The sequence below is a fragment of the Paenibacillus sp. M-152 genome, from assembly GCF_003856555.1.
Taxonomy (GTDB): Bacteria; Bacillota; Bacilli; order Paenibacillales; family Paenibacillaceae; genus Paenibacillus; species Paenibacillus polymyxa_C.
Genome location: NZ_CP034141.1, coordinates 2,476,888 through 2,492,452 on the forward strand (window position 1 = coordinate 2,476,888; position 15,565 = coordinate 2,492,452).

General features: G+C 42.7%; 15 protein-coding genes. 13 read left to right on the forward strand and 2 right to left on the reverse strand.

Features of this window, described 5'->3' with window-relative positions; translation table 11 throughout:
- Positions 1–11 precede the first annotated feature (11 nt).
- From EGM68_RS11340 to EGM68_RS11390, 11 genes are all read left to right on the forward strand, one after another.
- Positions 12–1,034 (forward strand): ABC transporter substrate-binding protein, encoded by a 1,023-nt coding sequence (locus tag EGM68_RS11340; RefSeq protein ID WP_013370954.1) that lies wholly within the window; start codon positions 12–14, stop codon positions 1,032–1,034.
- A 216-nt stretch (positions 1,035–1,250) separates the two neighbouring features.
- Positions 1,251–1,958 (forward strand): metal ABC transporter ATP-binding protein, encoded by a 708-nt coding sequence (locus EGM68_RS11345; RefSeq protein WP_170973163.1) that lies wholly within the window; start codon positions 1,251–1,253, stop codon positions 1,956–1,958.
- Complete coding sequence (locus tag EGM68_RS11350; RefSeq protein ID WP_014599709.1) at positions 1,904–2,752, forward strand: metal ABC transporter permease; 849 nt, start codon at positions 1,904–1,906, stop codon at positions 2,750–2,752. Before EGM68_RS11345 ends, EGM68_RS11350 begins: the two co-directional genes overlap by 55 nt.
- A 35-nt stretch (positions 2,753–2,787) precedes the next feature.
- Positions 2,788–3,786: a metal ABC transporter substrate-binding protein gene (locus tag EGM68_RS11355; RefSeq protein ID WP_129549187.1), complete on the forward strand. Its 999-nt coding sequence runs from the start codon at positions 2,788–2,790 to the stop codon at positions 3,784–3,786.
- Between the two features lie 203 nt (positions 3,787–3,989).
- The gene (locus tag EGM68_RS11360; RefSeq protein WP_129549188.1) at positions 3,990–6,251 is read left to right on the forward strand and encodes an ATP-binding cassette domain-containing protein; all 2,262 of its coding nucleotides are present in this window, start codon (positions 3,990–3,992) and stop codon (positions 6,249–6,251) included.
- Between the two features lie 11 nt (positions 6,252–6,262).
- The gene (locus tag EGM68_RS11365; protein WP_013370959.1) at positions 6,263–6,685 is read left to right on the forward strand and encodes a MarR family winged helix-turn-helix transcriptional regulator; all 423 of its coding nucleotides are present in this window, start codon (positions 6,263–6,265) and stop codon (positions 6,683–6,685) included.
- Between the two features lie 271 nt (positions 6,686–6,956).
- Positions 6,957–7,319, forward strand: a complete 363-nt coding sequence (locus tag EGM68_RS11370; RefSeq protein WP_014599711.1) for a response regulator — start codon at positions 6,957–6,959, stop codon at positions 7,317–7,319.
- Between the two features lie 84 nt (positions 7,320–7,403).
- Entirely contained in the window at positions 7,404–7,892 is a 489-nt protein-coding gene (locus EGM68_RS11375) for a hypothetical protein (RefSeq protein ID WP_013370961.1), read from the forward strand.
- Between the two features lie 104 nt (positions 7,893–7,996).
- Positions 7,997–8,191, forward strand: coding sequence for a hypothetical protein (locus EGM68_RS11380; protein WP_017428465.1), 195 nt, complete (start codon positions 7,997–7,999; stop codon positions 8,189–8,191).
- Between the two features lie 12 nt (positions 8,192–8,203).
- The gene (locus tag EGM68_RS11385; RefSeq protein ID WP_013370963.1) at positions 8,204–8,539 is read left to right on the forward strand and encodes a YolD-like family protein; all 336 of its coding nucleotides are present in this window, start codon (positions 8,204–8,206) and stop codon (positions 8,537–8,539) included.
- Positions 8,540–8,653: 114 nt separating this feature from the next.
- Positions 8,654–8,998, forward strand: coding sequence for a cupin domain-containing protein (locus EGM68_RS11390; protein ID WP_129549189.1), 345 nt, complete (start codon positions 8,654–8,656; stop codon positions 8,996–8,998).
- 101 nt (positions 8,999–9,099) lie between these two features.
- Here the strand turns inward: EGM68_RS11390 and EGM68_RS11395 are convergent, their stop codons facing one another.
- Entirely contained in the window at positions 9,100–9,969 is an 870-nt protein-coding gene (locus EGM68_RS11395) for an aminoglycoside 6-adenylyltransferase (RefSeq protein WP_058831532.1), read from the reverse strand.
- 378 nt (positions 9,970–10,347) lie between these two features.
- Between EGM68_RS11395 and EGM68_RS11400 the strand changes: the two genes are divergently transcribed.
- Positions 10,348–13,488, forward strand: coding sequence for an S-layer homology domain-containing protein (locus tag EGM68_RS11400; RefSeq protein ID WP_129549190.1), 3,141 nt, complete (start codon positions 10,348–10,350; stop codon positions 13,486–13,488).
- Between the two features lie 107 nt (positions 13,489–13,595).
- On the opposite strand, the gene EGM68_RS11405 is transcribed toward EGM68_RS11400, so the two are convergent.
- Entirely contained in the window at positions 13,596–14,429 is an 834-nt protein-coding gene (locus EGM68_RS11405; protein WP_090735208.1) for a class I SAM-dependent methyltransferase, read from the reverse strand.
- A gap of 258 nt (positions 14,430–14,687) precedes the next feature.
- On the opposite strand from EGM68_RS11405, the gene EGM68_RS11410 reads away from it, so the two are divergent.
- Positions 14,688–15,416 carry a glycosyltransferase family 2 protein gene (locus tag EGM68_RS11410; RefSeq protein WP_090735206.1) on the forward strand — a complete coding sequence of 243 codons (729 nt, stop codon included), beginning with the start codon at positions 14,688–14,690 and terminating at the stop codon, positions 15,414–15,416.
- Positions 15,417–15,565: the final 149 nt, after the last annotated feature.

Sequence of the window (15,565 nt, forward strand, 5' to 3'; positions counted from 1 at the left end):
AGACGGTACATATGAATAAATATAGCAAACCCGCATTGCCGCTGGTTATGCTTGCTTTGGCGATGATGCTGTTGTTATCGGCCTGCACAGCAGGAAACACGGCTCAAACCACAAATTCATCTGCAAACGGGCAGCAACCTGATGCATCGCAATCAACGGCCCAAGAGAAGGCAGTAGAGATTGAGAATATGGGTGTAAAAATGATATTTCCCGAAGCGCCCAAACGCGCGGTTACATTGAACCAGCATGCGACAGAAGTTATGCTGGCCCTTGGGCTGGAATCTTCTATGGTAGGAACTGCATATTTGGATGATCAGATTTTGCCTAAATATAAGAATCAATATGATAAAATCCCGGTTCTGGCCAAACAATATCCGTCCAAAGAGGTGTTTATGGCTGCTGCACCGGATTTTGCCTACGCGGGCTGGAAGAGTGCTTTTAATGATAAAAATCTGGGTTCCCGTGAGGAGCTTGCCCAACAGGGCGTGCAAACCTATGTACAGGAATCCTCCAATAAGCCGGGTCCTATACTAGAAGATGTATATCGGGATATACTAAATATTGGACGTATTTTCCGGGTTGAGGAGCGCGCAGAAAAACTTGTAAATGACATTCGTGCACAAGTGCAGTCCATTCAGACTCAAATTGGTACGGTTGAACGGGCACCCAAGGTTTTTGTCTATGACAGTGGAGAAGACAAGCCATTTACGGCTGCCAACAATTATCTGACGTCTTTGATTACAAGTGTGAAGGCAAAAAATATTTTTGATGATATCGACAAAAGTTTTACGGAAGTAAGCTGGGAAGAGGTCGTAAACCGCAACCCTGATGTTATTATTATTCTCGACTACGGAGATACTTCACTGGCTGATAAAGAAAAGCTGCTGTTGAGCAAGCCTGCACTGGCTGGTGTCGAAGCGATCAAAAACAAACGGTTTGTGGTGTTGCCTCTATCCGCAGCGGCTGAAGGCGTGCGCGCACCGATTGCACTGAAAACCTTGGCTGTAGGTTTGTATCCGGACAAAGTGAAATAAACAAACAAAAGAGTTGCCAAAACATTGACGAACCTTGCCTAAACTGTTAAACTTGCTAATGCGTAAAGGTTACGTTTATCAAGCGCTTATTTTTTTATTACCAAATCGTAATAATTACGGTAGATGGTTTAATGATCATAAACGACCTGGAGAATCTGCGCTATGATGACCGCTCAGATGGCTCCAGGCTTTTTAAAGGAAAAGGAGATTTGTATCATGTTATTGGCCTCATTGGAACAGGTCACATTTGGCTACGGAGATGTTCCTAACTTGGTGGATGCCAATGTTGAAATTTTTTCCGGAGAATTTGTGGCTATTACCGGACCGAATGGTGCTTCTAAATCGACGATGCTCAAATTGCTGCTCGGTTTACTTCAGCCTTGGAAGGGCAAAGTGTTTATGTCCGACCGTACAGGTGAAGGCAAAAAGCTCGTTGTCGGATTTGTATCACAACAAATTGCTGCCTTCAATGGAGGGTTTCCAAGTACCATTCTGGAATTTGTCCGTTCGGGTAGATACACTCATGGCTCTTGGCTGCGCCGGATGCGGGCTGAGGATCATGATCTGACAGAACAGGCGCTTCGTCAGGTAGGGATGTGGGATTTACGGCATCGCAAAATTGGTGAATTGTCTGGTGGACAGAAGCAGCGTATTTGTGTGGCAAGGGCACTTGCTCAGGAATCGGATTTGCTCATTTTGGATGAGCCCACGACCGGAATGGATCAGGAAAGCCGACATCACTTCTACGATCTGATGAATCAACAGGTTAAGGAATATGGAAGAACCGTAGTCATGGTTACACATGGACTATCGGAAGTGCAACATTATCTGGATCGTATTATTGAGCTTGAAAGGAAGGAAGATGGCGGATGGAAATGCTGCACTACGACTTCATGCAGCGGGCATTTTGTGCCGGTGGGGTAATTGCACTGCTGGCCTCGGTGCTTGGAGTTTACCTGATGCTACGGCGCCAGGCTCTCATGGCGGACATGCTATCGCATGTATCGCTGGCAGGGGTGGCAGCAGGTGCCTATTTAGGGATTAACCCGACGATAACTGGATTTATTGTTGCCGTGATCGGCGCGATTATTGTTGAATACGTCCGCAGGTCTTATAAAACATATAGTGAGATTTCTGTGGCTATTATAATGGTAGGCGGCCTCTCGACGGCTGTTATTTTAATGAATCTGAATCAGAGCATCAACAAAGGCTTTTCCGCTTATTTGTTTGGTTCGGTAGTAGCCGTCAATCAGACAGAGCTGATGTTAATGATCGTTGTGGCTGTCATCGGTGGTATTTTCTTTTTTGTATTCAGGCGCCCTTTGTATCAGATTACCTTTGATGAAGAAACGGCAAAGACCAATGGTCTTCCTGTCAAGTCTATCTCGTTTGCGTTTAGTATTTTAACAGGGATGATTGTAGCTGCAGCCATGCCGATTGTCGGTGTGCTGCTCGTCTCCTCATTAATCGTGCTGCCTGCTGCCCTGGCGATTCGAATTGCACCGAGCTTTGCGGCAGCTATCTGGATATCCATGATCACCGCATTGATCGGCGTATTTATGGGATTAACCGCATCATATGAACTCAGTACACCCCCAGGGGGGACGATTGCTATGGTGCTATTATTATTCCTGATCGTAGGAGCTAGTATTCAAAAGCTGGTCCGTAAGCTTGGCAAGCAACAGGCTTCCCGACGTAAGAATACGGCAGGTCAGTGAGCTTATAAAAAACTAAAACATAAGGAGTTATGAATATGAATACATGGTTCAAAAAATCATTTGTATTGTCTGCGGGGCTAGCACTTATTTTGGCCGGTTGCGGAGCTAAATCTGATAATGCAGCCACGAATGCATCCCAAACCGAACCTAATACGGCACAAACAGCGGACAGTGGTAAAAAACTGAATGTGGTCACCACTTTTTACCCAATGTATGAATTTACCAAGCAAGTTGCCGGAGATCATGCTAACGTAACTGCGTTGATTCCTGCCGGTGCTGAGCCACATGACTGGGAGCCAAGCGCCAAGGATATGGCACAGGTTAAGGATGCTGATGTATTTGTTTATAACGGGATCGTCGAAGGTTGGGCAGAACAGGCTTTGAGCAGCGCATCGAATGATAAGCGTGTAGTAGTGGAAGCAAGCAAAGGGTTGAACTTGATGGAAGGATCTGCTGAAGAGGAAGAAGGAGAAGAAGCACACGCAGAGGAAGGCCATGATCACGATCATGTGCTGGACCCTCATGTATGGCTTGATCCAGTCTTAGCTCAAAAAGAAGTAGAAGCTATAGAAGCAGGGCTTGTAAAAGCCGATCCTGCAAACCAAGCAGACTATGAGAAAAACGCTGATGCTTATATCGCTAAGCTGAAAGAACTGGATAACGAGTTCAAAACGGGTCTGAAAGATGTAAAACGTAAAGACTTTATTACGCAGCATGCTGCTTTTAGCTATTTGGCGAAGCAATATGGTCTGACCCAAGTACCCATTGCTGGTTTATCTCCAGAGCAAGAGCCTACACCGGACAAATTGGCAGGTATTATCAAGTTTGCTAAAGAAAATAATGTAAAGACAATTTTCTTTGAAACATTGGTTGATCCGAAGGTTGCCGAGACCGTAGCTACGGAAATTGGTTCGAAAACGGATGTGCTGAATCCGCTTGAAGGGTTGACAGATGAAGACAAGCAGAAGAACCTAGATTACCTTGGTGTAATGAAAAACAATCTGGAGGCTTTAAAGAAAGCTCTGAATGAATAAGTAAACTTTAAATAAATAGTTCGAAAAAGACGTCTGCATAAATAGCAGCGTCTTTTTTTATGACTATCGGCACTTTAGTTACTGGTGATTCTCGTGTCTACTGACTAAGTTCAACATTGCCATTCATAAAAATAATGATAAAATATAGTTGAGCATATCAACTATTAACCCTAATCAACTATATTGCAAAGAAGGTAAATGAAATGAGTGACAATTGTATACGGGTATTAGGAGCGAGGGAACGAAATCTAAAAAATATAGATGTGGTGATCTCCAAAAAAGAAATTACGGTTTTTACGGGTGTATCTGGCTCAGGGAAATCATCTTTGGTATTCGATACAATAGCGGCAGAATCACAACGGCAATTAAATGAAACCTATACAAGTTTTATTCGTCACCGTATGCCGCATTATGGAAAACCAGATGTGGATACCATTGAAAATTTATCAGTCGCTTTTATTATCAATCAAAAACGGTTGGGTGGTAACGCAAGGTCAACAGTAGGGACCGTTACAGATATTTATTCTCTATTACGACTGTTATTTTCACGAATCGGAACTCCGTTTGTGGGGTACTCTGATGTGTTCTCATTCAATAATCTGGCGGGTATGTGCAGCCAATGTCAAGGTTTGGGAAAGGTTGAAACAATTGATATCGAACGACTGTTAGATAAAAACAAATCCTTAAACGAGGGCGCAGTCTGTTTTCCCACCTTTGAACCTGGGGGTTGGCGATTAACACGCTATATTCATTCAGGTTTTTTTGATAATGACAAAAAAATTAAGGATTATTCCGAAGCTGAGTTGGAAATGCTTCTCTACGCTGATGGTATAAAAGTGAAAAATCCCTCACCTGAATGGCATAAAACCTCGTTGTATGAGGGGCTGATTCCGCGCATTGAGCGGAGTTTTCTAAAAAAAGAAGAAGGAGAAAAGACAAGATATAGTAAACAAATTGAGCGTTTTGTTACCAAACAGACTTGTTCACACTGCAACGGGACACGCCTGAGTGACAAGGTCCTGTCTTGTAAAGTGAATGGGAAAAATATCGCTGAATGTGCTGAAATGCAGGTGAGTGAACTTTTAGAGTTTATTGAGACCATTCATACTCCGGTGTCCGTCACAATCGTTTCTGAGTTAGCCAATCGGCTGCAGCAGATGGTATCGATTGGATTAGGCTATTTAAGTCTAAATAGAGAAACATCTACTCTTTCAGGTGGGGAGTCGCAAAGAATTAAAATGGTCTGTCAACTGGGAAGTAGCCTGACTGACCTTACTTATATTTTCGACGAACCAAGCATAGGTCTACATCCCCATGACATAAGCAAAATAAATGACCTCATGAAACTTTTGCGAGACAAAGGCAACACCGTGCTTATTGTGGAACATGACCCCGATCTGATAAAGATTGCAGATCATATAATCGACATGGGACCGAGTGCAGGAATTTATGGCGGTGAAATTGTATATCAGGGAGACTTACAGGGATTAAAGGAATCGGGTACACTGACTGGAAAATACTTATCACACCAGCCTGAGTATAAACTCAATACACGCACCCCAAAAGGCTGGCTTTCCATCGAAAATGCAACGTTACATAATCTGAAAAATATTTCGGTTCAAATACCCAAAGGAGTAATGACAGTTGTAACTGGTGTCGCTGGTTCAGGAAAAAGTACGCTTATCAATCAAGTATTACCTCAATTTTATCCTAAAACTGTATTCATTGATCAAAAAGGGATACAAGCATCAAAGCGTTCAAATATAGCCACCTTTATGGGGATCTTTGATAGGATCAGAAAGTTATTTGCAAAAAAGAACGGTGTTAGTGCCTCCCTGTTCAGCTTCAATTCCCAAGGGGCTTGTCCTGTTTGTAAAGGCTTGGGTGTTACATACACAGACTTAGCTTTTATGGATACAATTGTTACCGTGTGCGAGGAATGCCAAGGGGATCGTTTTACCGATGAAGTGCTCCAATACAAGCTAAGAGGCAAAAATATTAGTGAAGTTCTTAAAATGACCGTAGCAGAAGCTTTGGAATTTTTTCAGGAAAAAGAAATTAGCAGGGTATTAAACATGCTTTCAGATGTTGGAATCACTTATATTCCTTTGGGACAACCACTAAACACTTTATCAGGCGGGGAATTACAGAGGATAAAGCTTGCTTCTGAGCTTGAAAATGACGGGCAAATTTATGTTCTGGACGAACCTTCAACTGGCCTGCATATGGCGGATATAAAACAGTTAATTGGTGTAATGAATCGCCTAGTGGAACAAAATTCAACCCTTATTGTAATCGAACATAATTTAGACATTATTTGTCAGGCTGATTGGATTATCGACTTAGGTCCTTTTGCCGGGCAAAATGGTGGTGAAATCATATTTACAGGCTTACCAGAAGATTTAGTTAAATGCAGACATTCACTTACAGGAAGTTACCTGAAGGAATATATCGGGCGCACATAGGAGGAAAAGCAATGCCAACAAAAGATTTAGAAGATCGTTATGTCCCTTTTCAATGTATGATTTTAGCATACTCTAACCGGTTCAGCGTAGAAGGTGTATCAACGGCACAATACTATATACTGGATACTTTGAATAAGCAAGGTCCAAAAACCACAAAGGAACTTGCTGAAATGAAAGGTATTACACAGTCGGGGATCTCTAAATTGACAAAACGCCTACTGGAGAAAAAGTATATAAATCAGGAAAGGCAAACCAATGACCGCCGCTCTTATAACATTGTACTTACCAGTGAGGGAAAAGCGTTTCTTAGCCGTGTTGACGATTTCGGGAATGAAATCATGAATTTAATTGAAGAAGCATTAACAGCAGATGAAGTACAGTCCTTTTCAATGATGTGCAAGAAAATTACGAGCTTATACGCTGAGAAGCTGTAGGATAGCCCGCAGCTTTTCAACCCGGCTTATATAGGGCTAAGGGTTTAAAAGATACTAGTACTTTGTAATCTTCATACTATAGAGATGATTTACGTTATTGCGAAACGTTTTTATTGAAATTAATGCTGTAGTAGCTAGTTTCAAATTCCTTTTATAATTCAATGGTAGCGTTTTTCTTTTTACAGATTCTTTCTATTAATATAACTAGTTTTTTCACCGATATTGAAGTTTGGGCGTGCATTTCATAAGACAACGGATTGGAGAGGTTAACTTGGCAACAGTTATAATAGTAGATGATTCTTTATTTATGCGTTCTGTGCTTAAGGATATTCTGTTGGATTTAGGTCACTCTGTTATTGCAGAAGCGGAAAATGGGTATGATGCAGTTTTGAAATATGCACACTTTCGACCAGATTTAATCACCATGGATATTAATATGCCTAAAATGGATGGGCTTGAGGCTGTTAAAAAGATTGTAGAGCTTGATCCTAAAGCCAACATCTTAATGTGTTCTGCTTTGGGTCAGCAGGAAGCCATTATACAAGCATTTAAGGCAGGAGCAAAAGATTTTATTGTTAAGCCATTTGAGATGGAAAGGGTCGTGAATGCAGTCACAAAAATGCTGGATAATTAATGAATCAAGCTTTTAATACATAATATTGAACATGTTGAAGCGGGAGTTCCATACTTATTTTTCACGAATATGGAGATGAATAGGATGAGCAATCGAGTATTGTCTCAAAAAGTATTTATAGATGAACTGATCGCTACGATCAAGAGTGGGGGGCTTGTTCCTGTAAATTATGAACACCTCATCAGTGAACAAAGAAAAAAAATGGATGCTCTAAACAATGAACTCACCGTTCGTATTGAGGCATTAGAGACAGATTTGATCTCTGCTTCGACATTTTCCATTCCGTTTGCCAATGGTGAAATCATGTTTCTTGCTCGTTATATTGTACTCATTGGGGATTATACCGAGGGTTACTTTGTGTTTTATCGAGCAGAAGACTGCGAAAGTCCAGAAGAATATCAATTTTTAACAAGCTCTTATCAACTTCCACATGTATTACTCGAATTATCTCACACTTTAAAAGAACATGGTATTAATGAGCCGCATGATATTCTGACTTATTGGAATGGCCCTGTGTATCCGCTGAAAGCTTTGAGTAAAGAGGATATTAAGCTGTCCACCTATGAGTTTTAAATCCCCTGAGAGAGGCCACTCCCTCAGGGGATTTTTTTACATTGATAATCAAACGCATGTTCGCATATAATACAAACAAACGTTCTGATGAGGAGTGAAGGATGATGCTGGAGAAATATGTGGGACAGATCGTGGAAATCGTGTATATGGACCGAAAGGGCAAATTGTCTCATCGGCAGATAGAGGTGCATCGTGTGCAGAATGGCTTGATCCGGGCCACCTGTTTGCAAACTGGTCAGCCACGTGTTTTTCGATTAGATCATGTATTGGCATGGCATCCGGTAACCAGAACAGCATAGGAGGGGCTTACGATGGGAAAAAAGCTTGAAGGAAACGGCATATGGGAAAGTTCGCGTATGATTTTGCCCGAGCATCGGGAGGCATATTTAAGACTGATGAAGGAGCAGGGAAGACGCGGCAAGCCAACACTGGACGATCAGGAAATACAGCAGATTGAACAGGCCATTATCGTGTCCTATAACGAACGGAAGCCAATTACGCTAAGAGTGTTCAATCCGTTTGATGATGAGGAATTGTGCGGACTGGTGACAGTGATTAACACAAGTCGGCGAGAAGTGAAGCTATCTCGTGGGGAAGAGGATTTTAGCTGGATTAAGTTGGAGGAAATTATCGAGGCGGATATCTAAAATGGTCTGGCCACGGGACTTTTTTACATTGATTCTGTCATTTTTATAATTAAGATTGTTGCTTTGTGGTTCTAGATTTACAATAAAAATGTAACTGCAAAGGGGGAGTTTATTTTGAAAATAAGTAAACATAGTGCTGAACATTATATATGGGGAGATCAATGTGATGGTTGGCGCTTGGTGAAAAATGATGATTTGAGCATTATTCATGAGCGCATGCCGGGAAATACACATGAAGTCAGACATTATCATCATCATGCGCGCCAATTTTTCTTTATTTTATCAGGTGCAGCGGTACTTGAAGTGGATGGTGAACGAGTCCAATTAGGATCTCAGGAAGGGTATGAGGTTCCTCCTATGGTGCCTCATCAAATGTTTAATGAAACGAATGAGGATGTTGAATTTTTAGTTATCTCTCAGCCTGCCAGCAGAGGCGACCGGGTTCTGACCGAAAACTAATATTAGGGGACAGCCCATCCAAAACGGTATTTTGGGCAAACAACGTTAGAGTATAAAAAAACCAGCCTAGCACATCTCAAGTGCCCGACTGGTTTTTTTCATTAATAGATGTCCGTTGCATCTGCAGGGAGGGTGTTTACGTGATGGAGATAGTTAGTAACACGTTGATCGTCCTGAATCGGGTATTTATAACCATAATGGTTCGCCACTTTCTGGGCAACTTCTCTGAATAAATTACCCATGATAAAAAGAGACTGCCACATATGTTCATAGTCTGCATCCGCAAACGTTTGGATGTAGGCCGTCCAATGATCAGGCTCAAGGTGCTTCTCCAAGTATTTTCCCTGCTTCCCTGGATCTGCCGTGAAGTCGGATTGTATACCCATATGCCATTCCAACATCAAGTGAAGTGCATCTCTTACAGGTCGATCTAACATGAATTTGGCATAGGGAAGCTCATGCCGCCATAGTCCTTTAGCCACATAAGTACTGACCCACCAGAACTCATTGCAGGAATCTGCATAGGTTTGGGCGGTTGGAGGGACTGTCTTATAATCTTGAAGATTTGGCGGTGGAAAAGGCTTCACCAGTCCGTCTTTATCCAGGAGCAGTACACTTAAGCTGTCTCGGGGCCAATTGGCGATGTTAGCCACAGGGCAGAGGGTAAGATCTATGCGATTGCCATCCGTAAATAACATAAGAAAAGCAAAGTGATCACGGGACGTCACAGTAGGCTCCGCATGTTCATCGGGCGTCTGCATAATGATCAATTCTCCAAAGTGGTGAATCCAGCCACGTTCCTGAATAAAGCTGTCCATGGAAGATACGAGAAAGACGATGTCATAATCCTGAAAAATATCTCGTGGAGCATGTGGATTGGCGCGTGAACCATTCATAATCACAGCACGTACCCGTTCGTCCTCTTGAGCAAATTGGAGAATGGTATGCAGCATCTCTTGTTCACTTCTCACTATAGTCGTCTCCACAAGCGGTATCGAAAGGAAAAAAACGTAGACAAGACAGCAGTAGAAATAAAGGCCACCAGTTCAAGGATCATCAAGAAAAACGACCTCCTGTAAGTTCTTTTATCTGGGAAAAGTATCCTATCCTTACAATAGCCTATCCATGGAAGCCATTCAACTGTATGGGAGAGGTATGTTCATACCGAATGTACACTTGACCGAATTGTATAGGCAATTCAAAAGGTTTGGATCAATATCCATCAGCCACATGATCATAATTTTATTTATAAGGAAGCAAACAGCGAGCAGATTGTTCAGAATTTGTTCAGTGACGACATTGTATAATCCAAGCAGCAATCATAGATTTATTTCAATAGGAGGAAAGGTATGCATTTTTGCAAGTCTACTAAACGATTCACATATGCATTGACAGCAGTATCACTAATCTTCTCATCGGCCATCTCGGTGGCAGATGCTGGTGCGGCACCAACCGCACAACCCGAATTAATCCAAGACGGAACATGGAGCAAGTCTGACACTTGGATGGATGCTCCAGAAAACTATGTTGGCAGGTCTTCGGACACAACGTTAGGATATTACCGATCAGCGATTCAGTTTAACATGCCTGAGCTGACAGACAAGGTTGTAACGAAGGCAACCTTGCGAATTCATATCTCTTCCATCGGCTATAGCTATAACTTGAATCCTTTTTTGACCGTGTATGGATCGACTGCCGATGTTTGGAGCAACGAAGCTTTTCCACTGAACCCGACGGATCAGCCTTTGAATACGAAAACAGGCTCAGACCTTCAAGTAGGCTGGGTTGATTTTGATGTTACCCATTTTGTACAACAACAGACGGATGATATTGTCTCCTTTGCATTGCTTGCCAATGAAGAAGGGAACCCTGGAGACTATTCGGAAATTACATATTCAGCCGATGACAACGGCGTAGATATTCCCCAGTTGATATTGGAAACAGCAGCCCTGCCCGCTGTATCCAAAATGCCTGAGGTAGCTGCTGTAACTACTGAGGAAGATATCCCGACATCCAATATAACCATTACACCAAACCCGCAAGATTCAACGGTAGTGACACATTATCAAGTTACGAACGTTATCGGGGGTAAGCTGTATCATAGTGATGGGGTAACGGAGATTTTTGATGGAACTTTTATCACGGCAGCAGAAGCCAGCGATGGCGTGAGGTTTGTGCCTATGGCAAACGCCAACAATGCAGCGGGAGATACCTTCTCGTTCGATGTAAAGGCGGCTCAGAGTGCAACGGGGGATGGACTAAGCGATGCTACTAGGGCTGTTGTTCATGTTACGGAAGTAAACGATGCTCCGACAGCTCAAGACCAAACGCTATCCTCCATTTCAGAAGACTCAGGAGAGCGGACCATCCCTTTTGCAGAACTGCTTGCGCATGCGTCTGCTGGTCCGAATGAGAATGGTCAACATCTAACGATATCCTCAGTCAGCAGCATTGCAGGAGGGGCTGTACGTTTGGATGGAACCAATGTGATTTTTACACCTCAGCCGGATTTCAATGGAACCGCTAGCTTCTCTTTTACCGTCACCGATGATGGAACATCGGACGGCGTCTCAGTCCCGCAGTCGGTGGTCAAGCAAGCCTTCTTTGCGGTCAATTCTGTCGCTGATGTCCCTAATGTGACAGATGCTTTGACAGAGGAAGACAAGCAAAGCTTTGACGGACTGATCCTTACTCGTAATCAAGTGGATGGAACTGACGTGTCGTATTTTAGAATCTCAAACATTATTGGTGGAACCCTCTATAAAAACGATGGGGTAATGGAAATCCGAGATGGTCAATTCATTTCTGTAGCGGATGGCGAAGCAGGGCTTAAATTTATGCCAAATCTTTATGCTAACTCTCCATCAGGTGACCATTTCAGTTTCGACGTACAATCATCGCTAGATATGGCTGGAACAGGGATCAGCGAGCCGAACCAAGCCAGAATCACTGTAAGTGAGGTAAACAACAGTCCGATAGCTGTGAATGATACACTGCCAGCGTTATCAGCAAATTCAGGAGCACAATCTATCGCTGTTGATGAACTCTTAGCGAACGACACGGCAGGCCCTGTGAATGAGAGCTTACAACATCTTAGCATCGCATCGGTAGAAAATGCGCAAGGTGGGACGGTAGTTCTAGACGGATCGGTTGTGTTATTCACTCCGAATTTAGACTACCAGGGCCCGGCAAGTTTTGATTATACTGTGATTGATAACGGCACAACCAACGGAGCATTAGATGTGAAGAACTCGACAGCTACCGCTTCATTCTCTATCAACTCAGTACCAACGCCAGATCCGGTGCCAACGCCAGACCCGGTGCCAACACCAGATCCAGTGCCAATGCCAGATCCGGTACAAACAGATGACAATTACACAGAATTGCGTGCTTCTATCAATAATAGAAAAATGCTAGTAGGGGATACAGAACGGGCTACAGCAAGCGTTGTAAAATCAGATTCGTCAGAGATTGATGTCAGTGAAAAAGCAACTTGGACTTCCAGCAATACGAATGTCGCTACGGTTAATCAGGGAGAGATTAGAGCACTTTCAGAAGGGAACACGGTAATTTCCGCCACATACAGCGGATATAGCTTTAACGTTCCAATTACCGTAACAGCTGTTACTGCTCCCGCACCCAATAATGCTGGCAGTGATTCCAGTAGTTCCAGCGGTAGCGGGTCTGGCCATCGAAACAGTGACCATTCTAGCGATGATTCCAGCAGCAATACGGCAACATCAGCTGTATCATCTTCATCGGTAACTGTATCTAAAGAACCAGTAACTGTACCTGAAGAACTGGTGACTGAACCAACTGTTCCTGTGCAAGACATATTCAACAGTAACGTAGTGGTTGCAGACAACAAAGTACTGCAGAATATAAAATCTAAAGCAGAATCTGCTTTAAATTCTTCTACTAATGTTAAACCGTCAGACCTACAAGGACATTGGGCAGAAAAGACGGTCGACACGTTTTCAAAGCTGGGTATCGTAAATGGATATAAGGATGGCAGTTTCAGACCTGATGGTGAAATTACCCGTGCAGAGTTTTCTGCTATCATCTCTAGAATCTTCGATATTAGTGGTGGAAACCAGCCTGTGGTTTTGAACGATATTGGGGATCACTGGGCGCAGGATGCCATAACAAAACTGACCACAGCAGGAGTATTAAACGGTTATGAGGACGGTACATTTAGACCAGACCAAACGATCGTTCGTCAAGAAATGGCTGCCATTTTGGCGCGGATCTTGGATTTAGACCGATTGAAAAAGGACACCTCGAATGAAAAAAGCTTCACCGACCTGTCCACTTCTTTTGCGGCTGATACGATTAAACAATTAGCACAAGCTGGTGTGCTTTCGGGTATAAGTACGAGTCAGTTTGGACCTAAGTATCATGCGTCACGTGCTGAAGCCTTGACTGCGATTTATAATGCACTTAGTTTGAACAGCGAAATTAAAACCGTATTGGAAAGTTTGGAGCAGTAATCTGGAATGATGTAGAGGCGAGCCTATGTGGCTCGTCTTTTTGGTTGAGAAGCAACGTGACAACTGTTATGTTGTACAACAATCCATCAACCTATAGTTGATGAGCTTTAAGACTTGGTACCTACCGCAAGCATATGCGGGCTCATACCGATCACGGATTCCTGCTCTTCAACCTGCTGTGCTATATCCAGCAAACGTCTGCGATGGGAGGGAATCGCCCATTTTTCTTCAAATCCGGGTGCAATCCAGACGGGGCCTTCCACACCCAAAACACGAGGCTCCTGCAATCCAGCCACCTGCCAGTCTGCACGCAAGGCATCCGGTGTATGAAAGTAGGAGCGTGTGATAAAAGAGGGATAAGCCGCCGGTCGTACATGCTGACCATCTGTTAACTCCTGTCTGACCATATCCATGAATGCATCTTCCTCTAAAATGGTATTGCACTCGCCGTACACCGATAGCCCCCACAGTAACGAGCCAAACCTGGAAATAGCCGAAGTAATCAGCGTTCCCCCCTTTTTTAAGACACGCGCTGCTTCTTGCAGGGCTTTTAATCGTTCCTTCTGTTCTGTTAAATGATATAAAGGTCCCATCAATAGCACGATGTCCGCGCTTTCATCTTTACGATCAATATTTCTGGCATCTGCGGTTTCCAGCTTGCTGATAATGGGTTTATTCAGTTGCTGCTGACGAGCAAATTCAATGGCTTGCGAAGAAAGATCAAATAGATGAACTTCATATCCCAGTTCTGCCAGCCACGAAGAGTAGACCCCTATACCGCCGCCGATATCATAAATAACATGAGTGGACTTGCTGAGATAACGGGAAATGATTTCTTTTGATCTTTCCAGCTCTATTTTTCCGATGCCTCGCTCTAATCTGCCTATTTCTGCACCGCTATCATAATAAGCCAGAATTTCATGCGTATCTTTTTCGAACATAGTGCATCTCACCTCATATGATTGGAATAATATAACAATAGCACTAGCATTAAGAACAAGTCTACCGTACCTTTGAAGAGGTATCCACTTTGACCAACTATGAACTTAGGATAACTATAAAAAGCCAATTTGGGGTCCGGGTTGGCTTTTGCTAAGCAGTAAAGCTCATCATCCACGATTTGAACCCCACAAATATAAATTGCATATATTATCAAGCAAGTCGATCCATAAGATATGAGTTTGAGAGGGGAAGAATACGTGATCATACATGTATACGCATTATGCTGGAACGAAGAAAAGATGCTCCCGTTTTTTTTTAAGCACTATGATAATATAGCCGACCAATATTACATTTTCGATAATGACTCGACTGATAATTCTATATCCATGTTAAAGGCACATCCCAAAGTAAATATGAATAGATTTGAGATCGAAGGTAATTCGGTCGTGAGATCAGCACAAGATCTATTCAACCAATGTTGGAAAGAAAGTAGGAATAAGGCAGACTGGATTATTATCTGTGACGTAGATGAACATTTTTATCACCCTAACCTTAGAACATATTTGCAGGAATGTACTTCGAAAGGGATAACATTGATTGTCCCTAATGGTTATGAAATGGTTTCTGATTTTTTTCCTAGCAGCGATCAACCATTACATGAGACGGTAAGGAATGGTGTAAGAAGTCAAACGTACGATAAGCCTCAAATATTTAATCCAAGTGCGATTCAAGAAATAAATTTTAGCCCTGGTAGGCATACTGCTGAACCTGCTGGGAATGTAATAAAGCCATCTAATAATGAAGTACTATTGTTACATTATAAATACTTGGGATTTGACTATCTGAATTCACGTTTCTCAGCCTTGAAACAAGGGCTGCGGGAAGGGGATACCACTAATCGATGGGGATTTCACTATTTGTGGGATGAAAAACAAAAAATGGAACAATTTAAGGATTTAAAAAATAGATCTGTAAGAGTGTTGTAGCATGAGCTGTTGTCGCAAGTGACATTTGTAAATAACTATTATAACCTTCACTGTTTCTGTGTAAACGTGCTTGCAAGAGAGTATAGTTTATTTGAAATTGATCTACAAGGATAAAGGCACTTTTTTCTCAGGGCGCCTTTATCCTTTTT